The sequence below is a fragment of the Paenibacillus polysaccharolyticus genome (assembly GCF_900102085.1).
GTDB classification, from domain to species: Bacteria; Bacillota; Bacilli; order Paenibacillales; family Paenibacillaceae; genus Paenibacillus; species Paenibacillus polysaccharolyticus.
Window position 1 is genome coordinate 256,854 of sequence record NZ_FMVM01000008.1, and the last position, 26,771, is coordinate 283,624.

22 protein-coding genes are annotated in these 26,771 nt (G+C 46.3%); 14 read left to right on the plus strand and 8 right to left on the minus strand.

Annotated elements, in window-relative coordinates:
* Nucleotides 1-39: 39 nt before the first annotated feature.
* The 4 genes from BLQ13_RS13200 to BLQ13_RS13215 form a co-directional block, all read right to left on the minus strand.
* Nucleotides 40-1,440 (minus strand): prolyl oligopeptidase family serine peptidase, encoded by a 1,401-nt coding sequence (locus BLQ13_RS13200; RefSeq protein WP_167375726.1) that lies wholly within the window; start codon nucleotides 1,438-1,440, stop codon nucleotides 40-42.
* Nucleotides 1,441-1,599: 159 nt separating this feature from the next.
* On the minus strand, nucleotides 1,600-1,896 hold the full coding sequence (locus BLQ13_RS13205) for a putative quinol monooxygenase (RefSeq protein ID WP_090920375.1): 297 nt from the start codon (nucleotides 1,894-1,896) through the stop codon (nucleotides 1,600-1,602).
* A gap of 122 nt (nucleotides 1,897-2,018) precedes the next feature.
* Nucleotides 2,019-2,669 (minus strand): nitroreductase family protein, encoded by a 651-nt coding sequence (locus BLQ13_RS13210; protein WP_090920378.1) that lies wholly within the window; start codon nucleotides 2,667-2,669, stop codon nucleotides 2,019-2,021.
* A gap of 24 nt (nucleotides 2,670-2,693) precedes the next feature.
* Nucleotides 2,694-3,113: a MarR family winged helix-turn-helix transcriptional regulator gene (locus BLQ13_RS13215; RefSeq protein ID WP_090920382.1), complete on the minus strand. Its 420-nt coding sequence runs from the start codon at nucleotides 3,111-3,113 to the stop codon at nucleotides 2,694-2,696.
* A gap of 428 nt (nucleotides 3,114-3,541) precedes the next feature.
* Here BLQ13_RS13215 and BLQ13_RS13220 point away from each other — a divergent pair, with 428 nt between their 5' ends.
* From BLQ13_RS13220 to BLQ13_RS13245, 6 genes are all read left to right on the plus strand, one after another.
* Entirely contained in the window at nucleotides 3,542-5,143 is a 1,602-nt protein-coding gene (locus tag BLQ13_RS13220) for a helix-turn-helix domain-containing protein (protein WP_090920385.1), read from the plus strand.
* 109 nt (nucleotides 5,144-5,252) lie between these two features.
* The gene (locus BLQ13_RS13225) at nucleotides 5,253-6,236 is read left to right on the plus strand and encodes an ABC transporter substrate-binding protein (RefSeq protein WP_090920388.1); all 984 of its coding nucleotides are present in this window, start codon (nucleotides 5,253-5,255) and stop codon (nucleotides 6,234-6,236) included.
* Nucleotides 6,237-7,088 carry a (2Fe-2S)-binding protein gene (locus BLQ13_RS13230; protein WP_090920390.1) on the plus strand — a complete coding sequence of 284 codons (852 nt, stop codon included), beginning with the start codon at nucleotides 6,237-6,239 and terminating at the stop codon, nucleotides 7,086-7,088. It begins immediately after the preceding gene.
* Nucleotides 7,089-7,630: 542 nt separating this feature from the next.
* On the plus strand, nucleotides 7,631-11,044 hold the full coding sequence (locus BLQ13_RS13235; protein ID WP_276326741.1) for a collagen-like domain-containing protein: 3,414 nt from the start codon (nucleotides 7,631-7,633) through the stop codon (nucleotides 11,042-11,044).
* Between the two features lie 223 nt (nucleotides 11,045-11,267).
* Complete coding sequence (locus BLQ13_RS13240; protein ID WP_090920397.1) at nucleotides 11,268-12,695, plus strand: NAD(P)-binding domain-containing protein; 1,428 nt, start codon at nucleotides 11,268-11,270, stop codon at nucleotides 12,693-12,695.
* A 133-nt stretch (nucleotides 12,696-12,828) separates the two neighbouring features.
* Entirely contained in the window at nucleotides 12,829-13,335 is a 507-nt protein-coding gene (locus BLQ13_RS13245; protein WP_090920400.1) for a hypothetical protein, read from the plus strand.
* A gap of 86 nt (nucleotides 13,336-13,421) precedes the next feature.
* Here the strand turns inward: BLQ13_RS13245 and BLQ13_RS13250 are convergent, their stop codons facing one another.
* Nucleotides 13,422-14,105: a G1 family glutamic endopeptidase gene (locus BLQ13_RS13250; RefSeq protein WP_090920403.1), complete on the minus strand. Its 684-nt coding sequence runs from the start codon at nucleotides 14,103-14,105 to the stop codon at nucleotides 13,422-13,424.
* A gap of 189 nt (nucleotides 14,106-14,294) precedes the next feature.
* Here BLQ13_RS13250 and BLQ13_RS13255 point away from each other — a divergent pair, with 189 nt between their 5' ends.
* The 4 genes from BLQ13_RS13255 (at nucleotide 14,295) to BLQ13_RS13270 (ending at nucleotide 19,039) form a co-directional block, all read left to right on the plus strand.
* Entirely contained in the window at nucleotides 14,295-15,041 is a 747-nt protein-coding gene (locus BLQ13_RS13255; RefSeq protein WP_090920406.1) for a DeoR/GlpR family DNA-binding transcription regulator, read from the plus strand.
* Nucleotides 15,042-15,043: 2 nt separating this feature from the next.
* Nucleotides 15,044-15,955 carry a 1-phosphofructokinase gene (gene pfkB, locus BLQ13_RS13260; RefSeq protein WP_090920409.1) on the plus strand — a complete coding sequence of 304 codons (912 nt, stop codon included), beginning with the start codon at nucleotides 15,044-15,046 and terminating at the stop codon, nucleotides 15,953-15,955.
* Between the two features lie 67 nt (nucleotides 15,956-16,022).
* Entirely contained in the window at nucleotides 16,023-17,993 is a 1,971-nt protein-coding gene (locus tag BLQ13_RS13265) for a PTS fructose transporter subunit IIABC (RefSeq protein WP_090920412.1), read from the plus strand.
* A gap of 257 nt (nucleotides 17,994-18,250) precedes the next feature.
* Complete coding sequence (locus BLQ13_RS13270; protein WP_090920415.1) at nucleotides 18,251-19,039, plus strand: class I SAM-dependent methyltransferase; 789 nt, start codon at nucleotides 18,251-18,253, stop codon at nucleotides 19,037-19,039.
* Nucleotides 19,040-19,218: 179 nt separating this feature from the next.
* Here the strand turns inward: BLQ13_RS13270 and BLQ13_RS13275 are convergent, their stop codons facing one another.
* The 3 genes from BLQ13_RS13275 to BLQ13_RS13285 form a co-directional block, all read right to left on the minus strand.
* A complete protein-coding gene (locus BLQ13_RS13275; protein ID WP_090920417.1) occupies nucleotides 19,219-20,358 on the minus strand; it encodes a zinc-dependent alcohol dehydrogenase in 1,140 nt (379 codons plus the stop codon).
* 80 nt (nucleotides 20,359-20,438) lie between these two features.
* Nucleotides 20,439-21,602 carry an oxalate decarboxylase family bicupin gene (locus BLQ13_RS13280; RefSeq protein ID WP_090920420.1) on the minus strand — a complete coding sequence of 388 codons (1,164 nt, stop codon included), beginning with the start codon at nucleotides 21,600-21,602 and terminating at the stop codon, nucleotides 20,439-20,441.
* A 178-nt stretch (nucleotides 21,603-21,780) separates the two neighbouring features.
* Nucleotides 21,781-22,629, minus strand: coding sequence for an SDR family NAD(P)-dependent oxidoreductase (locus BLQ13_RS13285; RefSeq protein ID WP_090920422.1), 849 nt, complete (start codon nucleotides 22,627-22,629; stop codon nucleotides 21,781-21,783).
* Between the two features lie 136 nt (nucleotides 22,630-22,765).
* Here BLQ13_RS13285 and BLQ13_RS13290 point away from each other — a divergent pair, with 136 nt between their 5' ends.
* From BLQ13_RS13290 to BLQ13_RS13305, 4 genes are all read left to right on the plus strand, one after another.
* The gene (locus BLQ13_RS13290) at nucleotides 22,766-23,200 is read left to right on the plus strand and encodes a MerR family transcriptional regulator (protein WP_244159310.1); all 435 of its coding nucleotides are present in this window, start codon (nucleotides 22,766-22,768) and stop codon (nucleotides 23,198-23,200) included.
* A 44-nt stretch (nucleotides 23,201-23,244) separates the two neighbouring features.
* Complete coding sequence (locus BLQ13_RS13295) at nucleotides 23,245-24,153, plus strand: LysR family transcriptional regulator (protein WP_090920428.1); 909 nt, start codon at nucleotides 23,245-23,247, stop codon at nucleotides 24,151-24,153.
* 63 nt (nucleotides 24,154-24,216) lie between these two features.
* The gene (locus BLQ13_RS13300) at nucleotides 24,217-24,951 is read left to right on the plus strand and encodes a spermidine synthase (protein ID WP_090920431.1); all 735 of its coding nucleotides are present in this window, start codon (nucleotides 24,217-24,219) and stop codon (nucleotides 24,949-24,951) included.
* Between the two features lie 164 nt (nucleotides 24,952-25,115).
* A complete protein-coding gene (locus tag BLQ13_RS13305; protein WP_090920434.1) occupies nucleotides 25,116-26,738 on the plus strand; it encodes a sensor domain-containing diguanylate cyclase in 1,623 nt (540 codons plus the stop codon).
* The last annotated feature ends 33 nt before the right edge of the window (nucleotides 26,739-26,771 follow it).

A 26,771-nucleotide genomic window follows, 5' to 3' on the forward strand; every position in this document is an offset into this window, starting at 1 on the left:
CTTGGTGCGGCTCCTGCGAAGTAGACATGCTATGGGCTGTTACTTTTTCTGGTTAGCCAGCCACTCCATAAGCGTTACGCTTTTACCTTTGATTTTCACAGGCTTGCCATTGAAGTCTTTGGAAATGTCATTGTTTAGAACAGCAATCCAGGACCAGTGTCCATTATACTCGTATGGCGTGTTATCGCCATTTCCTTTGGTGTATACTCCACTCAAATCCAGCACCTTATCAAAATAGGAGTAATGAGCATTTTTGGCTCCCGCAGCAATCAGGCGTTTGTAGGTAGCTGTTGACGTTTTGGACGTATCCACCGTCTGATCCGCTCCTGCCGCCGTGAACCAGATCGGAATATTTTTAAGTTTGGCGATATCCTGTTTGCTCAACAAGAGATCCTCGTACGCTTCTGCGGAAGGATAAGCAGCTGCAAAATAATCCGGGTTCGCAAGCAACATGTTCAAAGTCATAAATCCGCCATTGGAGCACCCGCCAATGTAGATTCGGTCTGTATCAATATCCGTAGCATGCTGTTTCACATATTGTTTGATCAACGCGGTTAACGATTTCGTATACATACTCTTTCCGTCTTTGGTATATTGCCCGGTTCCGTCATTCATCCAGAAGGTTGGAGTCTGGGGCACCAACACAGCGGCATCTCCAAAATACTTTTGGATCGATTCATCGGCTAAAGAGGTCACCTTATTACCCAGCAGGGCAATTCGCGGATCCGTACCTCCTTCACCGGCACCATGAAGCCAGATGATCAGTGGTTTTTTCTTGTTGGTTTCCGGCATATAGGAAGCGTACGTTATATTAATCTGACCGAACTTGGAGTCCTTGTAACTGAATTTGCCGGATGTATCAAACACGTCGACACCTTGTTCGATCATGGTATGCGGGGTGTCTGGTCTTGTGGTCAAATGCTCAACGGCATTGCCCATGGTATCTTGAAGGGATTTTTGCTGAACAATGGTATATTGAAGCTCAACATACTTATTGGTAAACGATTGCAGATCAAACATAAACGGACTTGCGGTCATTAGATCGGGATGGACTTTCATCTCAATCGTAATATATTGTCCTGCGGAGAGGGAGGTTTTATTGCCATCTTTGTCCGAAAGGTAAGCTCTCTCGATCGTTCTGCTACCGCTGTCTGAGCCATCATACTTTTGCTGCGTTTGAAAATTAATCATTGGATAATTACGTTCCGCAAGAACCTTGAAGGTGTCTTTGGTCAGTGTATTTCCTTGAATGGCTACGCCTGTATCCAGAATAATCTTGTAAACACCGGGACCCCAGTCATAACCTTTGGTTACGAGGGAGTAAGAGAAAGGAGAGCGTGACTCGGTAGAATTGTTTGCGCTTACATTTGTGGATACAAGGAGAGTGGAAGTTAAAGCCAGAGCCAGGAAACCTGAAAGCAGTCCTTTTTTCATCTTCATCAGCATATACCTCCGAATATATTATGTATGTCGACTTTATCATTGTACCATTTCAGGAGGAACATGGGAAATATCGCACCATTTCCTGCTGTTTAACATGCAAAAGAACCGCTTGAAAATCACCTCTAGGTGAGATCCAAACGGTTCCTTATAGTTGTATTATTGTTTAACAGCTTCGCCGGCAAACACTTCAACGTTCATTGGTGCAGCCATGAATGCCGCAGCTTGTTGAACAAAGGCCAGGAAGTGAGCACTAGAGTTGTGAGCAGCGGTTGCTGGCTCATCTTTCCACAGCTCGATCATCGTGTAGCTTTGCTCACGTTCTGTGCTTTTCACCAGATCATAGCTGATGTTGCCTTCTTCTTGACGTGTCGCAGCGATCAGTTCTTTGGCAGCAGCCAGGAAAGCTTGCTCTTGAGCGGCTTGTACTTGCAAATGTGCATGAATGATAATCATAGTTGTGACCTCCAGATAGTTGTATGTTTACAAATAGATTTAATCAATACAAGACAATAACGTTATGTGTTTCATCTTAAGAAGCAGATTGAGCAATTTATAATAAACGCGGTGGTACTCGCTTAAGCCCAAGTTGTGATCGTATCTACAGGCAGACGGTAAGACGGGTGACCTTCTTTGGCAGATTTACCAATCGAGATCAGCATAACCGGTTGATAACGGTCTTTATCCATGCCGAATGTCTCAGCGATTTGAGCTTTTTCGTATCCGCCAATTGGGTTTGTATCGTAACCGTGAGCACGTGCAGCCAACATCAATTGCATGGAAGCCAGACCAGCATCGATCAGGTTAACGTCACGCAGATCGGAAGCAGGCATATTGTCGTAATAAGGTTTAACCACTTTAACTTGTTGTTCAGCGATTTCTTTTGGCATAAATCCATGCTCTACAGCTTTACCAAAAATCTCTTCCAAGTACTCGCCGTTTTTCATATCAATAAACACACCGATAACAGCAGCAGAAGTCAGCACTTGATTTTGGTTGAATTTTGCAAGTGGTGCGAGCTTTTCTTTGCCTTCAGGTGTATCAACAACAAGGAAACGCCAAGGTTGCATGTTTACGGAAGATGGAGCGCGAGAAGCTTCTGCCAAAATTTCAGTCATTTCTTCACGGCTGATTTTCACTTCTGGATCATACAATTTGACGGAACGACGACCGTACGTAATTTCGTTAAAATCATTTGTTTTTTGGAATTTGCTTTGTGTTGTAGACATGGAAATCTCTCCTCTATATATGGTTTAAAAATTGTTTTGCATACGTTCCAAGAAATCGGCCAGTGCCTGAATCTCATCTTCACTGAAACCATCCAGAATCTGATGAATATAGTTGGTTTTCTCTGCTTTATATCCTTCAATCTGTTTGCGCCCATGATCCGTGAGACGAACAAAAGTCACCCGATTATCCTCAGGATTTTTGCGTCTTGTAACCATGAGGTCAGCTTCAAGTTGTTTCAAGTGACGAGTAATGGCAGCACTATCGATGTTAATGATTTTCTGGAGCATAGATTGGTTGATCTCATCTACCTGATCCAGCTCGTGCAGAATTTCAAAGCGAGAGGAACTGATCCCGGTACAGCGTTCAAACTTGGGACTGATTTTGTTCCCCAGTACATTCAGCAGATTAATGATCTGCTCTTCTTTGGAAACCATACGTGTCATGACTAGACCTCCCGGGTGAATCCAATCAACAACGGCGTATGTTAACAAATAATTAAAGTTGCCAGTATACAATGCCATTGCTTCATGATTCTGTAGCTCTCTCAATCGTTGATGGATCAATAGTTGATACGTCAATCATTGATGGCTCAATTAATATAACATGTCATAGATGAGAATGCAACAGGTTGAAAAAAAGAAAAAATAGATTTTCTCAAAACCTATCTTAACGTAGATATTCATAAAAAGGAGAGGTTAATAATATAGGTTGTCCCTAAAAGAATAATTTAACTCGGTATGAGTTTTATTGAGAATTGATTATCATTCAAACTATAATGAAAATAAAAAAGTGTCGGATTTTGCTGATGAAGAGTAAATTAGATAATTAATTGGTGAGAAGTAGCGGCTTACCATATGGAAAGGGAGTTATCATGGAGAGAAATGACTGGATTAAACGACTGGAACAATTATATCTTTCATCTGTTCATATCTGCCAATATGTCGGTATTTCAGGAGAAGCCCAGCACAGGGTATGGAAAAGATTCGCCGTATGCAGAGTAATGGATGGCAAAGGGACTTTGACAATTGATAACGTAATGCATACGTTGTCCCGTGACGATTGGTTTGTGCTTAGTCCAGGCATGCACGTGGAGTTACAGACAGATATTGAAGCCCCTGTCCGAGTGCAACTAATCTTATTTTCCGGTGTTGAACTTGTCCGAACAAACAATGTTTGGCACACGAAGCCGCTTGATTTTCCTATTACGGGTAAGCTTCAACTTCCAACCAATAGACGAGAAATTCAAGAAATGATGGATCAATTCATCTATACAAACTTTGCTGCAGCCGAATCGGATAACATAGGCAAGAAATATCTTTTGCACCAGCTACTAATTCAGTTGATGACTAATGTTAAATCGTTTGTTCAACCTCATGTTGCAATGGACTTAGCCATAGATTATATGACACATCACTATACGAAGGACATTCGAATGCATGACATGGCCCGCCTGGCAGGGCTTAGTGTGAATCATTTTATAAGAACATTCAAACGTCAGTTTGGGATAACACCGATGGATTATATTCAGAAACAACGGATGAATCGGGCCAAACAGCTATTGTTTTCTACGGATAAAATCAAGATGATCGCGGAGCAGGTCGGATACAAGGACGAACACTATTTCAGCCGGGTGTTTAAAAAAAATGAAGGTGTTGCTCCAACATTTTATATGAAAAATAAAGTTAACCGTATTGCAACATTGTACTATGGACTGGATGATGTTGTTCTAACACTCGGGTTGAAACCTGTGTCGGCTTTATCTTATGTTCAGAGAGTGACTCATCCTACCCTTATGCCTGCACATCAAGCCGATTCTCCTCAAGGACTTATTCTGGACAGTTCCGGTCAGAACTATAATAAATTGAAGGGATTGCAGCCAGATTTAATCATTACGAGTGACCGTATGGAACCGAATGAATCTCTGCATCATATTGCTCCTACGGCTATCCTTAAACACACGAATCAAGTAGGCAAAAGTTTGCTTTATATGGCGGATATCATGGGACGAAATGAATATGCTATTCGTTGGATTGAACAGCATGCGGATTTAAGCCATGTTCTTCAAAATCGTATTCACTCCGAATGGGGAAAGCAGTCGGCCATGTTTATTCGCGTTTCCTCCGAATTCTATCGGATGTATGGATTGCATAATCAGACCGGTTCCTTGCTGTATGATGATATGGGATTACATATGCCAGAGAATTACCCAAGCGAACAGTGGGCTGTGGAGATGAACATCAATGATGTACAGCTATACAACGCGGATCATCTATTTGTTATGGTGGATCCTACAGCAGAAGCGAGAACTCAATTTCAACGTTTGATGAAATCTGATGGATGGATAACATCCAAGGCTGTACAGGAAGGTCGTGTGTATGATGCAGGGGATATGTTCTTCCAAACGCTGGGTCCAACCGGGCGTGTAAGGGCTATGAAGTATGTGGCCAAGCAGCTTGGTGTTATCGTAGGGTGATATATTACACGTAAAGAGAGTGGAATAATCCATGGAAAGCTTGTTTGCTTTTTTCTACCATAATGATAATGATTATTATTATTAAGTAGAGAAGGGGAATTAAAACGAAATGCTAAGACAGAGAAGAGCCTATATGATCTTGTTGTCCCTGCTCATGCTCGTTCTAGTAGCATGTGGTAAGTCGACAACGGAAGCAACAGATGCAACATCTTCAAAACAGGCAACCACGGTGGAAGAGAAGAGCACACAAACAATTAAACACCTAAAGGGTACTTCGGTTGTACCCAAAAAAATAGAGCGTATGGTTGTGTTATCTGCTGCTTATATTGATCACATGCTTACCATTGGTGAGAAACCTGCTGGTGTTAATGTAGAAATACGCTACGGTGGAGATTACTTGCCTTATCTGGCAGATCAGCTTCAAGGGGTTCCAACGGTAGGTTCGGCAGATAGTCCCAATCTTGAAGCCATTGTTCAGATTGATCCGGATGTGATTGTAATTGAGAGTCGAACAGCTGAAAATTCATATGATCAGTTGGAGAAAATTGCTCCTACGATTGTATTAGGTGACGATTGGATGGATTACAACGGCGATACAGAGTATTGGACTCAAGATTTACTGACTATTGCTGGAATGTACAACAAGGTTGATCTGGCTAAAGAAAAAATCGCGGAAGTAGAGCAACAAGCGGATCAACTTAAAGCTAAAATAGAGCAATTGGATCAGAAGAAACTGGCTTACCTAAGAGTAAGGGAGAAGAACCTGCAGATTTATGCGGCAACAGGTCACCCAACCAACACGCTCTTGTATCATGATCTTGGGTTTGAACCTTCTGCAGTGACACCTGCAGAACAACGTGAGGATCTGTCTATGGAGAAGATAGCAGATATCGATGCCAATTATGTTGTGCTTGAAGCAGATCCTAATGCCCAGGATTATTTAAGTAAGATGAAAGAAAGCTCACTTTGGAAAAACGTCCCGGCTGTTGTAACTGGTCAGGTCTATCAAACCGATTCCTTCTGGTTGTTTAAAGGATGGGGAGCTATAGGACGAATCGAAATATTAAATGAAATTAAAGATATGATTCAATAGATGGTACTTTATTCAGGGAATGACCGTGAAGAGATGGTGGCTCTTTTGGAATCGTCTTTTGTGACGAGTATCCGTGGGGCCGATGATTCTTCCACCTATGCTTTTGCTGCCAGTGACTTGCTGCATGATGAGAAGAGAGACTTGATATTACACCAACAAGCCATACAACAAGGACTCGATCAAGGCGGCACAGGAAGTGTAGCGGTGGGTACCCTTTTTGCCAAACGATATTCGGTATGGGTTATGGCTGTAATCTCAGCTTGCAGTTTATACGATACTGTTCTAAATATCGAGGATGATGTTGTACGAATCGAATTGAATGGCACGGGCGGCATGCGCTATGAGACCCGGATGGAAAGAAGTCTAGATAATGGTTCAGGACTGGGGATTGGGGAAAATGTAGCTCCAACTAATGAGGTTTTGGCTCAGCGCAGGACAGAAATTAGTATGCTACGGGATCGTTTACAGCTACACTTGGGACGTATTTTCCAATCCGTTGCTGCGGCAACAGGAGCAAGCATAAGGGTTATGAATGAACTGGTGGCGCATAATGTACAACAATTATTTACACGAGCGATCGAAGATCACGCGATATGGAAGACGGATAAGAGGCTTGAGCTTATTAAGTATGATGCACATGTATGGTTAAAGGAGTCAACCGATAATACATTTTTCACTCGGTTACAACGCTTTGAACATCCGGAATGGCAGGGCCCTCAGCTTCTGATCCGCAGGTATTGCTGTCTGGCGTATCAAGTGGGTAGCGGCAGTTCTGCCCATGGCTATTGTAACACTTGTCCAAAACTAGATTCAGAATTGCGATGTCGCATGCTTTTGAAATCGGATGATTAAAGAACTTGTTTTATAAAAATACAGTTACAGTCGGTGTATTTTATTCTCCGAAGGTAGCTGTTTTTTTTGCGTTAGGGGAAAGGCACTCCAAAATCAAGGAATTCCTGTGAATTAGGCGGCTCACATAGCTAGTCTTAGACATAAAGTATATGAATAGAACAGCGGATAAGTACTTTTATGTAAGGGAGGGTTGTTTTGTGAGTGGTACATCCAAACAAGAACGTAAGTTATCTTTAACTAGCAGAGCACGACGAAAAGGTCAAAAGAAGTCAAAACTAAGGTTGATGTTAGTAAAAAAAAGAAAATCTCATAGAAAAAATAAACATAAAGTTAAAAAGAAGAAAAGATGTGTCCCTCTTTATCTTAGGGGGCCGAGAGGCTTTCGAGGAAAGATGGGACTAAAAGGAGATAATGGAGCCACTGGTTTAACCGGACAGACTGGAGTTACAGGAGAGACTGGGGCAACAGGAGCAACCGGGTTAACTGGAGTGGCTGGGGCGACAGGTGTGACTGGAGCTACTGGAGTGATTGGAGCTACGGGTGTGACCGGAACGACAGGAGTTACGGGAGAAACAGGTGCAACAGGAGCAACCGGGGTAACTGGAGAGGTCGGAGCCACGGGTGCGACCGGACCAACTGGAGTCACAGGAGAAATTGGTGCAACAGGAGCAACTGGGGTAACTGGAGAGGTCGGAGTAACGGGTATAACTGGACCGCCAGGATTCACGGGAGAAACGGGTGCAACAGGTGCAACCGGAGTCACTGGGTTGGCCGGAGTAGCGGGTGCGACGGGACCGACAGGTGTAACAGGAGAGACTGGGGCAAGAGGAGCAACCGGAGTTACTGGGTTGGCTGGGGTGACGGGTGCGACGGGCCCGACTGGAGTCACGGGAGAAACAGGTGCAACCGGAGTTACTGGATTGGCCGGGGCCACGGGTGCGACCGGACCGACTGGAGTCACGGGAGAAACGGGTGCAACAGGTGCAACCGGAGTTACTGGGTTGGCCGGGGCTACGGGTCCGACGGGAACAACTGGATTCACAGGAGAAACGGGAGCAACAGGAGCAACCGGGGTTAGTGGGGTGTCCGGAGCCACGGGAGTGACCGGACCGACTGGAGTCACAGGAGAAACCGGAGTTACTGGGTTGTCCGGAGCTACGGGTGCGACTGGAGTCACGGGAGAAACGGGTGCAGTAGGTGCAACCGGAGTCACTGGGTTGGCCGGAGCCACGTGTGCGACGGGATCGACAGGATTCACGGGAGAGACTGGTGCAACAGGTGCGACCGGAGTTACTGGAGTGGCCGGAGTCACGGGTGCGACGGGAACAACTGGAGTCACGGGAGAAACTGGGGTGACAGGAGCAACCGGGGTAACTGGGTTGGTCGGAGCCACGGGTGCGACCGGAACGACTGGAGTCACAGGAGAAACAGGGGCAATAGGCCCAACCGGATCTACTGGTTTTGCCGGAGCCACGGGTGCGACTGGAATAACAGGAGCAACCGGAGTTACTGGGTTGGCCGGGGCCATGGGTGCGACCGGACCAACTGGAGTCAGAGGAGAAATTGGTGCAACAGGTGCTACCGGGGTCACTGGGTTGACCGGAGTTACGGGTGCGACCGGAACGACTGGAGTGGCCGGGGTAACGGGTACGACGGGACCGACTGGAGCCACGGGAGTGACCGGACCGACTGGAGTCACAGGAGAAACCGGAGTAGCAGGAGTAACCGGGGCTACTGGAGAGGTCGGAGCCACGGGTGTGACCGGAACTACTGGGATCACTGGAGAAACGGGTGCAACAGGTGCAACCGGAGTTACTGGGTTAGACGGAGCCACGGGTGTGACCGGAACAACTGGGGTCACGGGAGAAACTGGAGCAACAGGTGCAACCGGGGTAACTGGGTTAGCTGGAGCCACGGGTACGACCGGAACGACTGGAGTTACAGGAGAAACAGGGGCAATAGGCCCAACCGGATCTACTGGAGTAACGGGGGAAACTGGAATAACAGGAGCAACCGGGGTTACTGGAGTGGCCGGAGTCACGGGTGCGACTGGAACAACTGGAGTTACAGGTGAAACTGGCGCAACAGGTGCAACTGGGGTAACTGGAGTGGCCGGGGTGACGGGTGCGACCGGAACGACTGGAGCTACGGGGCCGATTGGAGTTACGGGAGAAACAGGAGCAACCGGGGTAACTGGGTTAGCCGGAGCCACGGGTGCGACCGGAACAACTGGAGTTACAGGAGAAGCTGGTGCAACAGGAGCAACGGGGGTTACTGGAGTGGCCGGAGTCACGGGTGCGACTGGAACAACTGGAGTTACAGGAGAAACTGGCGCAACAGGTGCAACTGGGATAACTGGAGTGGCCGGGGTGACGGGTGCGACCGGAACGACTGGAGTCACGGGAGAGACTGGGGCAACAGGCACTACTGGGGTAACTGGGTTAGCCGGGGCCACGGGTGCGACCGGATCGACTGGAGTCACAGGAGAGACTGGAGTCACAGGTGTAACCGGGGTTACTGGGTTGGTCGGAGCCATGGGTGCGACGGGACCGACCGGAGTCACAGGAGAGACAGGGGTAACAGGCGCGACTGGAGTGGCCGGGGTAACGGGTGCGACGGGATCGACAGGATTCACGGGAGAGACTGGTGCAACAGGTGCAACCGGGGTTACTGGAGTGACCGGAGCCACGGGTGCGACCGGATCGACTGGAGTCACGGGAGAAACTGGAGTAACAGGAGCAACCGGGGTTACTGGGTTGACCGGAGCCACGGGAGTGACCGGAACTACTGGGATCACGGGAGAGACTGGGGCGACAGGTGTAACCGGGGTAACTGGAGAGGTCGGAGTCACGGGTGCGACCGGAACGACTGGAGTCACGGGAGAAATTGGGGCAACAGGAGCAACTGGGGTTACTGGGCTAGCCGGGGCCACGGGTGCGACGGGGCCGACTGGAGTCACAGGAGAAACTGGCGCAACAGGTGCAACTGGAGCTACTGGGTTGGCCGGAGTAACGGGTGCGACGGGATCGACAGGATTCACGGGAGAAACAGGTGCGACGGGAACAACTGGAGTCACAGGAGAAACGGGTACAACAGGAGCAACCGGGGTAACTGGAGAGGCCGGAGCCACGGGTGCGATCGGACCGACTGGAGTCACAGGAGAGACAGGTGCAACAGGTGCAACCGGGGTCACTGGGTTGGCCGGAGTTGCGGGTGCGACGGGCCCGACCGGAGTCATGGGAGAAACGGGTGCAACAGGTGCAACCGGGGTTACTGGGTTGGTCGGAGCCACGGGTGCGACCGGACCGACTGGAGTCACAGGAGAAACTGGATCAACGGGAGTTACCGGAGGTACAGGTGCAACGGGCACAGCAGGAGTAACAGGAGCAACCGGTGCGACAGGTACAGCAGGAGCAACTGGAGCAACCGGTGCAACAGGCACGGCAGGAGTAACAGGAGCGACTGGTCCTAATTTTGCAACCGAAGGATTTTCGGCTTTTCTCGCCAATCTGACTACGTCTACAAGTACACAATTAACAAACTGGTCTACAGCCAGTCCGTTCTATACTAGTCCTAACTTTAATGCAACAACAGGGAACTATACGATTCCAACGACTGGGAGATATTCAATTGAAGCCACAATTAACTATGCAACAACCGCAGCCATTGCTCTTTCTCTGGGTGCAGGAGTAAATCCGGCTTTTCTGGTTCAGAGAACATCGCCAACCGTCACAACATTAGTGAGTGGACTGTTGCCCGTTCTGAATGTAGCTGTTACGTTGCTCACCCTTAGAGCTGTGCTTGGTAGCAGTTCTGTTACATTGGCGGTGGAAGTGACTTTAAATGCAGGTGACGTCATCGGGCTGTTTTATGCTGCGAACGGCCTGACTATTTCACTCAACTTAGGTAGTGGTGCAACGAACGGGATTTTCTGGTCTGTTCATCAGATGACTTAGGCACGCAAATTTTAAAGATAGTGATCTTCTTTAGTATGAGGAAACAAGTATACCTAACTTTTTTAGGTTGAATGACAATTACATTTCTGTTAGCTTCCCCTACTGGATTTCAACTCATATAATAACGCTAATTCTATTCGGATATTGCAATGCAACCTAGACATAAGTATGTATGAATGCAACGGAGCCTGTTCTAGATAGATCATGAAAGGGTTGGTGAAGTATGGGCCTCGAAGCTTTGAATGAACGTGTGAAGCATGATTTAGCGTATTTATGTTTTGGAGGTACCAGCTGGGTTCGTACAAGAGAGCATGGAGAGGGGCATATCTATGATGTTGTTATTGTAGGCGGTGGACAGAGTGGCCTTGGGGCTGCATTTGGACTTTTGCGCGAACGGATCTCGAATATTCTGATCATCGACGAAAATGTGACAGGGCAAGAAGGGCCATGGGAAACTTATGCACGGATGGTAACGTTGCGGACGCCGAAACATCTAACTTCTATTGATTTGGGTATTCCTTCTCTGACGTTTCGTGCATGGTGGGAGGCTCAGGAGGGTGTTGAGGGATGGCAGAAGATCGATAAAATTCCTCGCAGAGACTGGATGAATTATTTGCGTTGGTATCGGGAAATCCTGGACCTTCCAGTACAGAACGAAGTTAAGTTGAACCTCATTGAACCTGGGCAGGATGGAATCCATCGTCTACATGTAACCGAACAAGGAATTCGTGAAAAGCACATTTTGGCTCGGAAAGTTGTGCTTGCAACCGGTATTCAAGGAGGCGGCGAGTGGCATGTACCCTCACTGATCTCAGATCATCTGCCGCGAGAGTTGTATGCCCATACCTCTGAAAAAATTGATTTTGAACAGTTAAAAGGAAAAAAGGTAGCAGTGCTCGGCGGTGGAGCCTCAGCTTTTGATAATGCAAACCATGCGCTATCCTCAGGTGTGGCTGAAGCTCATGTTTTTGTCAGACGTGAACAATTACCACGAGTCAATCCGATTCGCCAAATGGAACAATCCGGCATGATCGAGCGGTTTCACGCTTTACCTATAGCTGATAAGTATCAGGTGATATCTCACTTTTTCAAATATAATCAGCCACCTACCAATGATACGTTCAACCGGGCCGCATCTTGGCCTGGATTCGAGTTGCATCTGGACTCACCATGGTTAAGCGTGCAAGCTACGAATCAAGGAGCAAAGGTTGAAACGGCACATGGAATTTATACGTTTGATTTTCTTATTGTAAGCACAGGTCTGCTAAGCGATCCCGCTCTTCGTCCCGAACTGCAACTCGTGGAACAGCACATTGCTCGCTGGCAAGATTGTTACGAAGCACCGCTGGAAGTTCGAAATGTGCTACTTGATGCACACCCCTTTTTAAGCCCTGGATTTGCAATGACCAGTAAAAGTGAACAGGGAAAAACGCTACTGCATGGCTTGTTTATATTCAATTATTCTGCACTGGCCAGTTGTGGGTTGTCTGCTTCAGCGATATCCGGCACCAGAAGTGCCATCCCCAAACTGGTTGCAGGTATAGCTGATCAATTGTTCCTCGATGACCGGGAGGAGACACTTCGTGGGTTTTATGATTACAATGAGCTGGAATTTACGGAGACGTGGGTGAAACTCCGGGTTCTTGGCTGAGGCAATCATATGATATATTTCGTGCAGCGAGGGGATGCTGTACGTTTTTTTTGTTTTTTTACATTGTGACTTACACTCGGTGTCGATTTATTGTAAAATGTCGTTTGGATCATGTTAAAGGCAGGGATAAAAAATGGAACAAAAGAAACAAATAAAACAAATGAATTATGAGCAATTCAGGGCTCATGTGAAAAAGGCATCACGTATACGCAATGTACCTCTAATTAAAATTGTGGCATTTCAAGAGAAATTTATGAAAATTGAGGAAGTACAGTTCTATGATGTGGAGCAAAATTATATGAGTGTGCAAGCCTGTAATACGCTGTGGATGAACCTTGAGAACAAATCATTCCGTAATATGGTGTCCCAGCCATTACAGGTCTATCGGCAGATGCCCAATCTTGGGCGGCTTTCTTTCGAGAATCTGATCCGTGAATTATATGATACCGCTGTCCCCATTTTGATGGATTATGACCCTGATGAATATTACACCCTGGAACAGTTAATTGAGATCCTGGCAACGGATGAGGAGAAGCTAATCGAGCAACTGGAGATGGGAAGATTCAAGGGTGCTTTTATTAACGAAGAAGGAAAATGGCTCAAATCCAAACCGGAAGTGGAAAGCGCGGAGTTATTGTAGAAATAAGCCGTATTATACAAAAACGTCAAAATCCTGCAGCACTGCCACCAGAAGGGCGATTGTTGCAGGATTTTTAATGACAAGTCTTAATGAGCACGACGAACTACAAATCCATCTCTGCAACAATTGGGAGATCCAGGTATCGATAAGATACGCTGCCCCTGAATCAGGATTCCTTTATCTCTAGTATAGAAGGCAGGAGGGCGGCCGTTCAGACGACAGTTTCTGAAAGCAACTGGACTAAGACGAGACATGGAGGCAATGGAACCACCTACGGAGGGAGCCTCAACGATCCATTCGGCAGAGATTTGAGGGCCTCTATATCGTTGAATGGTTCGGAAAGTCCAGCCTTTAGTGAGGTTGATCAAGCTAATACACCAGGAATGGCGAGTTAACTTCGTAATGATACCGCGCATGCAGTCACCTGGGCTTACTGGGTTGGGAATCATGGTTTCGGTTGCCGGAAGAATCTCCCACCAGGCATAATAGACGGGTTTGCCTTGTATCCAATCGTGGGCTGTTCCCGTCTGAATCAGATCTGTGTTTGCGAAGCCGTCAATGCCGATCCATGCAGAGGAATACGAATTGCGGGAGGAAGGCAGAACATAAGGTACAGTCCAATCAGCAGAAATCCGCCTATAGGGATGAGTTGTTTTTCTTTTTGCGTAACCGCTCCAATTGAAGGAAATCCAGCCCGAACGCGGGCGTGAAGATTCTTTGGTTGGATGTAACACACAGGGTTTCCGTCGTTTGATCGTACGATCTGACATTGAAGTCATCACCTCTCCGTTGTAGGGACTAGGTTATCAGATGCGTACTATGGACTATTGGATAGGGACACTTGGACAAGAAAATAAGTCGAACGGTGAAAGTTTTTGAAGGTTTTCGAATTATTTTGAATGAAAATGATTGTTTTTTACGGGATTTATGATACTATAGAAGCAGTTGGAGGAATGCATATGCTGACTGAAGAACGATATGCTGCAATTGTAGAGCGCTTACATTTACAGGGAATTGTGAAGTTGCAAGAGCTTGTTGATGTGTTGGGTGTTTCTGAATCCACGATTAGAAGAGATTTGATTGATCTGGAAAGTCGTCAGATGCTCAAACGTATTCATGGTGGTGCTTCACTGGTGAATGAAAAGTCATTAGAACCAGGCATGGAGGAGAAAACGTTCAAAAACATTCAACAGAAGACAGTGATTGCCCGCCTGGCAGCGCAGGAAATCCAGAACGGGGAGTGCATTTATCTAGATGCCGGTACAACAACACTCGCTATGATCCCTTTTATAGAAGCCAGGGATGTAACCGTGGTCACCAATGGACTATCCCATGTGGAGGCGCTGGTAAGCAAACGAATTCGCAGTTACTTGCTGGGTGGCATGATGAAAATTCATACCAAAGCGGTGATCGGCAGTATCGCGCTACAGAACATGGACAATTTCCGATTTGACAAGTGTTTTCTAGGAAGTAACGGAGTAGATCCGGAAATGGGGTATACAACTCCTGATCCAGAGGAAGCCTTGATTAAGAGGCGTGCACATCAATTGTCAGGGAAATCTTATGTGCTGGCTGATTCCAGCAAAATCGGGGATATTACTTTTGCCAAATTGTTTGATTTGGAGGAGGCAGATTTGATTACGGAGCGAATGCCTGAACATTGGCGTGCAGTAATCACCCAGAAAACTAAAATAATTGAGGGATAGCGATGATATATACGATAACACTCAACCCGTCCATTGATTACATCGTCGAAGTGCACGATTTGAAGCTCGGCGGACTTAACCGCATGAATCGGGATTTGAAATTACCTGGCGGGAAAGGCATTAACGTTTCCAGAATTCTGAATCAACTCGGTGCTGCGAACACAGCTATCGGATTTTTGGGTGGGTTCACGGGACGTTTCATCAATGACAAGTTGCAGGAGGATGCAATTCAAACGGATTTTGTCACCATTGCAGATGATACTCGCATCAACATTAAGCTGAAGCACGGGGATGAGACAGAAATTAATGGTCTTGGACCAGCGATTCGTACAGAAGAGGCAGAGCAATTACTGAATAAACTATCTTCCTTGCAAAAAGGAGATATCGTCATTCTCTCTGGTAGCGTTCCGCCATCACTTGGTTCAGATTTCTATGATCGGCTCATTCATGTATGCAAGCAGACAGAAGCCGAGTTTGTTATTGATACAACAGGGCCTGCTCTGATGGAAGCACTCGTTCATCAGCCGCTGCTGGTGAAGCCGAACCATCATGAATTAGCTGAATTGTTTGGCGTAACCATCGAAACACGTGAGGAATTGGTTGCTTACGGACGTAAATTGCTCGAAGCAGGTGCCAAACATGTGTTGATCTCCATGGCTGGAGAAGGAGCATTGTTCATCACCGAGACGAATGTCTATCACGCAACTGTACCTAAAGGGACTGTGAAAAATTCCGTTGGTGCCGGTGATTCGATGATTGGCGGATTTGTTGGTACCTATGTGCTGCAAGGAGACTTGCTTGAAGCATTCCGTACAGGAGTAGCTTCCGGCAGTGCGACAGCTTTCTCAGATGACCTCGCTACACGTGAGTTTATTGACGAATTGCGTAATCAGGTGACGATTACAACGCTTTAATTACCTTGAATAACTGATATAAGGCCTGCCATGTGCAGGCCGACCGAACTTAAGGGAGTGTTCCAAGATGAAAATCACTGACTTAATGATCCAGGAAACGATGATTATGGATCTGCAAGCAACAACCAAAGACGAGGCGATCGACGAACTGATTGCAAGTCTTAACCAGAGTGGACGTATTAATGATCCAGCATTGTTTAAAGAAATGATCTACAAAAGAGAAGCCGAGTCCAGCACTGGCATCGGCGGCGGTATTGCTATGCCACACGCAAAAACCAAAGCGGTCAATGAACCAACGGTCGTTTTTGCAAAAAGTAAACAGGGTTTGGACTTTGAAGCATTGGATGACGAGCCTGCTCATATCTTCTTCATGATTGCAGCACCAGAAGGCGCAGGCAATACACATCTCCGCACACTAGCGGCTCTTTCAAGGCTGTTGGTTGATAGCGATTTCATCGCTGAGCTGATGAACACGAATACGCCGCAAGAAGTTAGCGCTTTGTTTGATGCGAAACAAGCTGAAGCTGCGGAGAAGGAAGCTGCGAAAGAGAAGGCTAAAGCAGAGAGAGTAGCACAAGCATCTTCGACTGAAAGTGGTGCTAACAACGTGAAAAACAACTCCGGTGTCATTGTTGGAAATGCCAATACAGAAGAATTTGTTGTTGCTGTTACAGCATGTCCAACGGGGATTGCCCATACATTTATGGCTGAGGATGCTTTGAAGAAAAAAGCTCAAGAGATGGGCATCAACATTCGTGTTGAGACCAACGGTTCCGAAGGCGCACAAAATGTATTGACAGCTGATGAGATCGCTCGTGCCAAAGGGGTTATCATTGCAGCTGACAAAAACGTCGAGATGGCTCGTTTTGACGGTAAACCTGTGTTGCAAAGACCGGTAAGTGACGGTATTCGTAAATCCGAAGAACTGATCCGCAAGGCGGTTAACGGCGATGCACCAATCTATCGTAGCCAAGGTGGAAAAGCGAGCGATGAAGGTGCAGGCGATAGCAAGACAAGCGTGGGAAGCAAAATTTATAAAGATTTGATGAACGGGATTTCACACATGCTGCCATTCGTTGTCGGCGGTGGTATCCTGCTTGCGATCTCCTTCTTGTTTGAACAACTTGCAAGTCCTGACAATCCGATCGTGCAATTGCTGCAAACGATTGGTGGAGGAACAGGCGCGTTCCATTTCCTGATTCCTATACTTGCCGGATTTATTGCGATGAGTATTGGTGATCGTCCAGCCCTGATGCCTGGTATGGTCGGTGGTTTGATGGCTGTAAACTCCAATGCAGGTTTCCTTGGTGGTCTAGCTGCCGGTTTCCTTGCGGGTTATGTTGTTATTGGATTGCGTAAAGCGCTGAAAGGTCTTCCAAAAGCGATTGACGGCTTGAAACCGATCCTGCTCTATCCGGTCCTTGGTTTGCTGATCGTTGGTACGATTGCTTATTACATTTTTGATCCGGTTTTCGGAGCTTTGAACACCTGGCTTGTAGATGCACTGGGTAACCTGGGAACAGGTAACAAAGTATTGCTTGGTTTGTTGCTCGGCGGTATGATGGCGATTGATATGGGTGGTCCGTTTAACAAAGCGGCTTATACCTTTGCGATTGGCGTATTTACATCCAGCGGAAATACAGACGGGGCATGGATGGCAGCGGTTATGGCAGGTGGTATGGCTCCTCCACTGGCGATTGCCCTTGCAACAACGTTCTTCAAATCCAAATTCACGGAGCAAGAGCGTAAATCCGGTCTAACAAACTATGTACTCGGTCTTTCTTTTATTACAGAAGGTGCAATTCCATTTGCAGCGGCTGACCCACTTCGTGTACTGACCTCCTGTATTATTGGTTCTGCGGTAGCAGGTGGACTTACTCAGCTGTGGAGCATTAATGTTCCCGCTCCGCACGGTGGTGTCTTTGTAGCTCTCTTGGCTAACCACACCATATTGTTCCTGCTCGCGGTTGTTATTGGTTCTGTCATCTCGGGTCTCATTCTGGGATTGTGGAAAAAATCACCTACACTTGTTAAATAATAAAATAGGTTAATGCAAGTTCAGGTGAACTTGCTGCACCAATGGTGAAACGATTATCAACTCTAGGCATCTCTCCAGTGAAATTTTCATTGAAGGGATGCTTTTTTGTGTTTCTTGTTTCGTTTGGATATGGGGTATGATATGATGATTCTAGATTAAACGAAACTTAGTTTCACTAGATGGAACGATAAGAGTGGCGAAAAGTAAAATTCAATATTTATCTGAAGGAGATATGCAAAAGAAGAGGAGGAACGATCATGGAGAAAGATCAGATCAAAAATCAGATGCGGAAGCAATTTTCTAAGAATGCCGAGCATTATGTCACAAGTGCAATTCATGCACAAGGTGAGGACCTCGCGCTACTCGTTGCATCATCTCAGGTGGCAGAACATATGAGTGTGCTGGATATAGCAACGGGTGGAGGACATGTCGCGAATGCGCTTGCTCCGCTGGTAAGTCGCGTGACAGCCCTCGATCTGACTGAAGGGATGTTAGAGGTGGCTGCACGTTTTATCCAGGGCAATGGTCATGAAAATGTTGATTTTGTAACAGGAGATGCAGAGCATATTCCTTTTCCGGACAATAGCTTTGATCTGGTGACCTGCCGGATTGCAGCACATCATTTTCCGGATGTATCCTCGTTTGCTTCTGAGGCTTACCGGGTGACCAAACCTGGTGGCCGATTATTGTTTATTGACAATGTGGCTCCCGAGCAGGATGAACTAGATCGTTTCTACAACGACATAGAGAAAAGGCGTGACCCAAGTCATGTTCGGGCATGGCGGAAAACAGAATGGATTGGACTTTTGGAACGTATGGGGTATCGGGTCGAAACGATGGTTTCTTTTGCAAAAAAATTTCATTTTGATGATTGGTGCACGCGAGCCTCCCTCTTAGGAGAAGAACGCCTGGAACTTGAAGCGAGATTGCTGCATGCGACAGAGGAGATCCGACATTATTTTAATGTTGTGGAGAAAGAGCAGAGTGGACTTCTCAGCTTTGAAGGAGAAAGTGTGTATATCCAGGCAATTAAGCGTGGAGTGTGAGAGGGGAAGAGGCACGGTTCATATCCTAAAGAATAAAGAAACTTCAAAAGCAAAAAGCAGACCTCTCTTGTAAGAGAAGCCTGCTTTTATTTTTATTCCTGGTCTTGTCGCCTTCATTGTGTTGCCAAAAGAATGAGCCTGTAATGTAGTATCCATTACCGAAGCTTTCTTTCGTTCATTCAGGGTTTTAAAATGACCTTGGTGCATTCATCTTCGTGGTCATTAAATATCCGGTAAGCCTCGCTCGCGTTATCCAGTGATACACGGTGTGAGATAATCTCAGTTGGATCAAATTCACCGGCTGTAATTTTACGGAATAGTTCGGGCATATAATGAATAACAGGAGCTTGTCCCATTTTAATGTTGATGTTACGCTCAAACAGGTTTCCCAAAGGAAACATATTATAGGAGGAGCCATATACGCCTGTAAGCTGTAGTGTTCCAAACTTGCGCACGGCTTTCATGCCGATTTCGATGGCACTCAGCGCCCCACCATGGAGTTTTAGCTTCTGACCGATCTCTTCCAGCATGGACTTTTTGCCATCCATGCCAACACAGTCAATAACAACATCTGTTCCACCCTGAGTGATCTCGCGGATATGCTCACCCATATCATCATGCTCTTCAAAATTAAAAACCTCTACGTCATTCATACGTTTAGCCTTATCTAGTCGATAAGGCAGACGATCCACGGCAATAACCCGTTTGGCTCCTTTCATCCAGGCAAACTTTTGCGTCATTAGCCCAATAGGGCCACTGCCGAGTACAGTGACGGTATCCCCAGGCTTGACGCCAGCATTTTCAACACTCCAGTATGCCGTCGGCAACACGTCGGAAAGGAACAATAATGCCTCGTCTTCCAGCTCACAGGATTCGGGAATGACAAATGGAGTGAAGTTGCCGTAAGGCACTCGTAGCAGTTCAGCCTGACCGCCCGGATGACCACCATATCGCTCGGTGAACCCGAAGTACCCCCCGGTATGAATATCAGGATTTCCATTGGATTTGTCACATTGACTCTCCATATCGTGGTTACAGTAGAAGCATTGACCGCAAGCGATGTTAAAAGGCAGGACGACTCGATCCCCTTTTTTGACTCGCGTAACCTCAGGTCCGACCTCTTCCACAATGCCCATCGGTTCATGACCGATCACATAGTCTTTTGCAGCAGGTAGCGCGCCTTGATAGATATGCAAATCCGATCCACAGATCGCCGTTGAAGTAATACGAACGATAATGTCATCCTGCTGTTGCAGTGCCGGATCTTCGACCTGTTTCACTTGAATGTCCTTGATGCCCTGAAACGTAACGGCTTTCATCTTCATATTCCTCCTTGGTCTATGTGGGGTTCTCTTCCTTTTACCCCATTTTCGTGCATATGATATAGGTTTATACTATTTTATACGACAGGCCACTTCACTTTCCGTAATGCATCCAGCAGTTCTGGAGGAGCATTCAGGTTGTCTCGAACCAGATCACGCGGTGTTAGAGCCATCCATTGATTGAGAGAGACATCCTCAAAACGGTCACTTCGGAATATTTCCAAAAACCATAATGTGTCTTTTCCGGTATTTTGTATATAGTGCCCCATGGCAACGGGAACATACCCTACATCTCCGGCCCGGTAATCAAAGGTGCGTGCGATCCCATTGCCACCAAAGACGGTCATTCTGCCTTCACCCGTCAAATAGTACTGCCATTCATCGGCATTAGGGTGCCAGTGTAGCTCACGCATCGCTCCAGGTTTGATCTCGACTAGTGCCGCAGCGACTGTAGTGGAGATCGGAAAGTTGGTGGAATCAACGATGCGCACACTTCCTCCAGGTGTGATCAAAGGTTCCTGTGCAAGCAAACGATAGGTAAACTGAAGAGGAACGGTTCCGTAGGGGGATTGAACGCGCTGGCTTTCAAGTGAACCAGGTACATCATCTTGAAAAATATAAACCTGTTCCTTGGGCATCGATTGGAAGGCTGATTCAGGAACGCCAAAATTCAAGGATAGTACCTCTGGTGGCGTATGGGCAAACCAGTCTGAGATGGACAATGTATTCAGATCAGAGAAGCTGCCATCATCGAATACCAATAAAAATTCACACCCGTTCTCCAACCCTTGAATCGAATGAGGAAGTCCTTTTGGGAAAAACCAAAGATCACCGGGACCCACATCAGCAATAAAGTTTCGCCCGTTCTGATCCACAGAAGTGATCCGGGCTGTACCCCAGATCATATAAGCCCATTCAGATTGTTGATGCCAGTGCAGTTCGCGGACGCCGCCTGGAGTCAGGCTCATATTAACGCCGGCGAGCGTAGTGGCAACAGGCAGGTCACGTACCGTAATTTCACGTGACCAGCCGCCGTGATTGAGCTGCATATGGGTGTCGGAGAAGGACATCCTGAGGTTAGGTAACAAGCCATTATCTGTCTTAGGGGGGACAAGCATATCGGGATTTTGCTTGTCTCTTAACACATCTCTTGGTCCATAATCCGGGCCGCCTGCACCGTCGCTTCGAATAGGTTGGGGGATAATATACGGCTGAGCACTGGGTTGTTTTTCTTTACTCATTCTGATGTCTCCTTCCGATATCCGCTGCAAACCGCGTCATGTGGTTTACTCACCATGCTTACACCTATGAACGAAGGCTTGGAAAATATGAAGGACAAAGATAAAAAGACCTGACCTTATTCGGTCAAGTCTGGAATCAGACTTCTTCAGGGCGAGAGCGGTAAATTTCAAGCATGAATTAGGTATTCAGATAATTTTGCTCATAGATTTCATGCACACGTTGAAGTATGGTAGATCCTTGCTCATGAAAACGAAGGCGTGCTGCCTTATTATTAACCAGAAACGCACCAGAATCATGCTTCACGCTCCCGAGTACAGCGTCATGAAGCAGGGATGCCCCTCGACTTGGATGAGAGAAGAATAACTTCATTAGAGGTTTGATATAGAAGGGCAAACCGGATGTTTTGTTGCTTCTTAGCGTGTTGTTTCCACCCGGATCAACACTAAGAAGTCGAATGCCATCCGCCATAGCTTTGGATGCAGCCTCGGCTGTCCACAATGAGAGTGCGAGCTTGGACGCAGCGTAAGGACCAAACAGCTTTTTGAACGAGGCTGGCCGCTCCAGTGTATCAAGGTCGAACGCCTTCATCATGCGAAAAGCAGTTGAGGAGGTGTTTACTACGGTTTTCATCTTCCCTTGGCGTAGCAACTCATACAGCTCCCGATAAATGATATAAGGAACCACCGTCTGAAGCTCAAAATGCAACTCACGCCCTTGGTCGGAGTATTGGAGGGTAGAGGTGCTTCCGCCTGCATTGTTGAACAGGACGTCAATGGAATCCGTCTGTGATCGAATCTGGTCCAGCGCTGAGCGAAGGCTGGCATAATTCGTGAACTTGGCTTGAATGGATCGTAATTGACCTGAGCTTAATGCGGACTGAATTACACGATCATCTGCCGGGAACGCGGAGCGGTTAAGAGCGATAATCTTCCACTGATCCTTTAGAAGCTGTCTTGTTAGTTCCAGGCCAATTCCTGAAGATGAGCCGGTTATTACGGCTGTGCGAAGCGGATTTACTGGGTTCATTAAAATGACCTCCTCATGTATTCGAGTCATTCTACAATTTGGAGCTGACTCCAAGTCAAGAGTAGGTTTGAGGCTTGACTTGGAGCTAGCTCCAAGTTATATGATAGAGAGAAGTATGGGTATGGGAGGGCTAATGATGAGTGAGCAAAGTACGTTCTCCATTCATGAAACATCAGAGCGGTCGGGGTTATCCAAAGATACCATTCGTTATTATGAGAAGATTGGTCTGCTCCCCCGTGCGGAGCGTAAAGCAAGTAGCCACAGGGTCTATTCGGAACAGGACATCCAGACGATGAGTCTAATTACTTGTCTGAAGAAAACAGGCATGTCGCTTGAGGATATGAAGCCATTTCTGCAGATGTCGCTGGAGTCGGATTTGAACGATTTTCCGGAGGAACGGGAGATGCTGGTCAATTATCAGAAAAAAGTAGAAGATCAGATCGCCTCGCTGCAACAGGTCGTTGATTTTATTCAGGATAAGCTGGAGCAACGTAGTATGTTTCCTGAACGTTGTTCGCTGGAAGCAGAGAATCTAGTGACAGGGATCGCCAAAAAGAAAACTTTCTCTTGATGGAATATAAGATATACGAGGGATATCGGAAAAGGAGTCAAGTCATGACATTACAACAACTTAAATATGTAATCGAGGTTGCCACACACGGATCGATGAACGAAGCAGCCAAACGGTTGTTTATCTCCCAGCCGAGCTTATCAAACGCGATTCGCGATCTGGAACAGGAGCTTCGTATTACCATTTTTGAACGGACCAATAAAGGCATTACTCTTTCCAAAGAAGGGGTGGAGTTTCTAAGTTATGCTCGTCAGGTCGTCGAACAGGCCGAACTGCTGGAGAATCGTTATCTGAATGCGAAGCCGTCTCCGCAACACTTTTCGGTATCCACCCAGCACTACGCTTTTGCGGTGAATGCATTTGTAAAGCTTGTTCAGCAGCACGGTCATGATGAGTATGAACTCGCACTGCGCGAGACTAAAACGTATGAGATCATTCAGGATGTAAAAAGTCTTCGGAGTGAGATTGGCATCCTTTATCTGAACGAATTCAACGCCAAAGTTATCAATAAATTGTTGAAAGATGCAGGACTTGTGTTTACAAGCCTGTTTACAGCGAAACCGCATATTTTCATCAGTGTGAACAATCCGCTTGCGAAGCAAGAGTCTGTGGCCATTGAACAGCTTCAGGATTATCCTTACCTGTCCTTTGACCAGGGGGAGTATAATTCTTTTCATTTTTCCGAAGAAATTCTGAGTACGTTATCTCATCCCAAAAGCATTCAGGTCAACGACCGGGCGACTTTATTTAATCTGCTTATCGGTCTAAATGGGTATACGATCTCGACTGGAGTGCTTAGCGCCGATCTGAACGGCAACGAGATCATTCCGGTTCCCCTCGAATGTGAAGAGTCCATAAATGTTGGATGGATTTCTCATAAAAGCACGTCACTTTCCAATCTTGGCGTGGCTTATGTGCAGGCATTACACGAAGCAATTGGTTTGCAAGATTGAGTCACAGGGTCTTTGTAATATGGATTTTATAGGTTCAAAGGTTCATCTGAAGGGAGCAGGAAGTTGAGAGTATTATACCGGAATAAAAGTGAGCAACATGAACTGACGGTGTACGAGACGAAAAGGCTTTACGGGGAAAAAGGACATTTTCGTGTATTGCAGTTCTCTAATGATGCCGTGCAGGGGGCGATCGATGTAGAGCAACCTTCCAGGATTGTTCTAGAGTACCCGAGGGCTATGCTACATCTGATGGAGCGAAATAACCCGCATTACAATCGCGTATTCGTCGTGGGGCAGGGTATTGGCACAATCCCTTCTTATTTGTCTGATCGACAAGTTAAGGTAGCGGAGTTGGATGCGGAGGTTGTGGAAATCAGTCAGCACTTTTTTGGATACAAAGGGTCCCCTGTCCTGGTGGGGGATGGTCGGGAACTGCTGGAACGGGAACAGGCTGGGACGTATGATTATATCGTTATAGACGCATTTACGGCAACGGGCACACCAGAGCAGTTTACGAACCGTTCTTTTTTTAACATGGCAAAAGACAAACTGTATGCAGGTGGTGCTGTGCTGCTTAATGTGTTTGGACGTTGTGGTAACGATCAGCTTGTCAACGCAATCTACACAACGCTTGGAATAGAATTCCCTTATGTACGTGCCTTTGCACTTCCGGCTGAGCCCATTGACGTTCAGAATCGCATATTGATGGGGAGTCTTCGCCCAATTGATGTTCAGATGCGGTATATGGCGGGCTTTGTGGAGCAAAACCTGGAAGAGGGTTATGTCATTGAAGGGTAAATAGATGAAGAGGATTCGCTTATTCCCCGGATGCGTTATTTTGTCATAAATTCGTCAATCCTATAAATTCAAAGTTAATATACGTCATTTCTTCATTGTTTCTTAACAACTTTATTATATGATGATGTAGGTATGCTTTTTTATGAAAATCCGGGGGAAGCAAAATGATTGCAAATAAAAAAAAATCCAGATTACGCAGAAAAGTAAAGAAGTTCAAAAAAGTCAGTCTGACCGCATTACTTGGTGGATTCGTTACAATCTCCGTATTGATGACGCTAACCATTATGGTGATTACCTCGTATACCACGCAGAAACAGTCTCTTATTAACAATACTCTTTCTGTTAACTATGCGAGTGCTGTACAGATGAGTCAAACGTTAAACTCCTTATTTGAATCCATGAGAAAAAGCTTAAAGTATGGAGCCGCACATTTTAAAAATGTCGATTTCAATGATAAGGAGAAACTGAACACTACGCTGGATCTCATCCATAATAGCAGTGATTATTTTAACGCTGTAGTCTTGGCAGACCAGATGGGCCTTGTGCTGTCGAGGTCACCGTATTCTCAGGCCAGTATTGGTACACATGTGAGCTCCGAGGCGGCCAAAGCGGCGATCAAATCCAAAGCCTCATACATATCAGATGCTTACGTGACACCGCGAACGAATCGTAGAATTGTTTTTCTCAGTGAACCAATTGTTGATCCAATGGGAAAATACAAAGGCATGATTAGTGGGAGTATCTATTTGCAGGAAAATAATATACTCGATTTGTCGTTTGGGAGTCAACTTAAAACCGACAATGGAACATACTTTTTTATAGTTGACCATAAGGGAACGTTGCTTTTTCATCCCAACGTCAGCCGAATTGGCAGAGATATTAGAGCCAATACAGTGGTGCAGAAACTGATCAAAAATCAGACGGGACAAGAGCAATATACGAATTTGGATGGGGTTAATACGCTTGCCGGATATTACAAAGTTCCAGCAACCAACTGGGGAGTGGTTGTCGTATCTCCAACTCAAATCGTATATGATCAGTTAAACCGTCAGATCGGACTGTTGTTGCTATACATAGCGGTACCCTTTATATTGTTGACTCTAATTGTGTTAAGAGTTGCCCGGAAGCTGGTACATCCGTTTGTATTCTTGGCTGATCTCGTGCAGCAAGTGGACAAAGGGCAGGTGGAGTTACCTGTCGTGAAGCCGCATTGGAACAGGGAAGCCGACCTGCTTACTCGAGCGGTGCTTGGAGCGATGACAAGTTTCAGAAATAAGACGGATCAGTTGGTGTATGATGCAAGAACAGACGTATTAACTGGTTTGAATAATCGCAGAACCTTTGAGGAAGTGATTCAGGCATGGACTCATGATGAGAATCCATTTGCAATCATTGTTCTCGATATAGACCGCTTTAAGTTAATTAATGATACCTATGGTCATTCGACTGGAGATGAGGTTCTAAAACAAATCGCGAAGTTGATTCAAATGTCTGTAAGGCCTGAGGATGTTTGTTTTCGGTTTGGCGGTGAAGAGTTTGTTGTACTGTTAAGGGATTACGATTCCAAGAAGGCTTATGAGATAGCAGAGCGCATTCGGATTTCAGTTGAAGAAAGCGTACTTGCTGTTGACCGTACCGTTACGATATCTGCAGGCATTGCTGAGTTCCCGATGCATTCCCGCTCGGAAACAGAATTGTTTCATCTGGCAGATAATGCGCTCTATCTGGCCAAAGAAGAGGGACGCAATCGAACCGTCATCATTCAGACGGTGGAAAAAGCAAAATAATAGCACAGAAGAACAGAGAAACGGAAGAATGCG

Coding starts and splice junctions, on each gene's coding strand:
- BLQ13_RS13200 (WP_167375726.1), bottom strand. CDS start 1,440: ATGAAGATGAAAAAAGGACTGCTTTCAGGTTTCCTGGCTCTGGCTTTA.
- BLQ13_RS13205 (WP_090920375.1), bottom strand. CDS start 1,896: ATGATTATCATTCATGCACATTTGCAAGTACAAGCCGCTCAAGAGCAA.
- BLQ13_RS13210 (WP_090920378.1), bottom strand. CDS start 2,669: ATGTCTACAACACAAAGCAAATTCCAAAAAACAAATGATTTTAACGAA.
- BLQ13_RS13215 (WP_090920382.1), bottom strand. CDS start 3,113: ATGACACGTATGGTTTCCAAAGAAGAGCAGATCATTAATCTGCTGAAT.
- BLQ13_RS13220 (WP_090920385.1), top strand. CDS start 3,542: ATGGAGAGAAATGACTGGATTAAACGACTGGAACAATTATATCTTTCA.
- BLQ13_RS13225 (WP_090920388.1), top strand. CDS start 5,253: ATGCTAAGACAGAGAAGAGCCTATATGATCTTGTTGTCCCTGCTCATG.
- BLQ13_RS13230 (WP_090920390.1), top strand. CDS start 6,237: ATGGTACTTTATTCAGGGAATGACCGTGAAGAGATGGTGGCTCTTTTG.
- BLQ13_RS13240 (WP_090920397.1), top strand. CDS start 11,268: ATGGGCCTCGAAGCTTTGAATGAACGTGTGAAGCATGATTTAGCGTAT.
- BLQ13_RS13245 (WP_090920400.1), top strand. CDS start 12,829: ATGGAACAAAAGAAACAAATAAAACAAATGAATTATGAGCAATTCAGG.
- BLQ13_RS13250 (WP_090920403.1), bottom strand. CDS start 14,105: ATGTCAGATCGTACGATCAAACGACGGAAACCCTGTGTGTTACATCCA.
- BLQ13_RS13255 (WP_090920406.1), top strand. CDS start 14,295: ATGCTGACTGAAGAACGATATGCTGCAATTGTAGAGCGCTTACATTTA.
- pfkB (WP_090920409.1), top strand. CDS start 15,044: ATGATATATACGATAACACTCAACCCGTCCATTGATTACATCGTCGAA.
- BLQ13_RS13265 (WP_090920412.1), top strand. CDS start 16,023: ATGAAAATCACTGACTTAATGATCCAGGAAACGATGATTATGGATCTG.
- BLQ13_RS13270 (WP_090920415.1), top strand. CDS start 18,251: ATGGAGAAAGATCAGATCAAAAATCAGATGCGGAAGCAATTTTCTAAG.
- BLQ13_RS13275 (WP_090920417.1), bottom strand. CDS start 20,358: ATGAAAGCCGTTACGTTTCAGGGCATCAAGGACATTCAAGTGAAACAG.
- BLQ13_RS13280 (WP_090920420.1), bottom strand. CDS start 21,602: ATGAGTAAAGAAAAACAACCCAGTGCTCAGCCGTATATTATCCCCCAA.
- BLQ13_RS13285 (WP_090920422.1), bottom strand. CDS start 22,629: ATGAACCCAGTAAATCCGCTTCGCACAGCCGTAATAACCGGCTCATCT.
- BLQ13_RS13290 (WP_244159310.1), top strand. CDS start 22,766: ATGAGTGAGCAAAGTACGTTCTCCATTCATGAAACATCAGAGCGGTCG.
- BLQ13_RS13295 (WP_090920428.1), top strand. CDS start 23,245: ATGACATTACAACAACTTAAATATGTAATCGAGGTTGCCACACACGGA.
- BLQ13_RS13305 (WP_090920434.1), top strand. CDS start 25,116: ATGATTGCAAATAAAAAAAAATCCAGATTACGCAGAAAAGTAAAGAAG.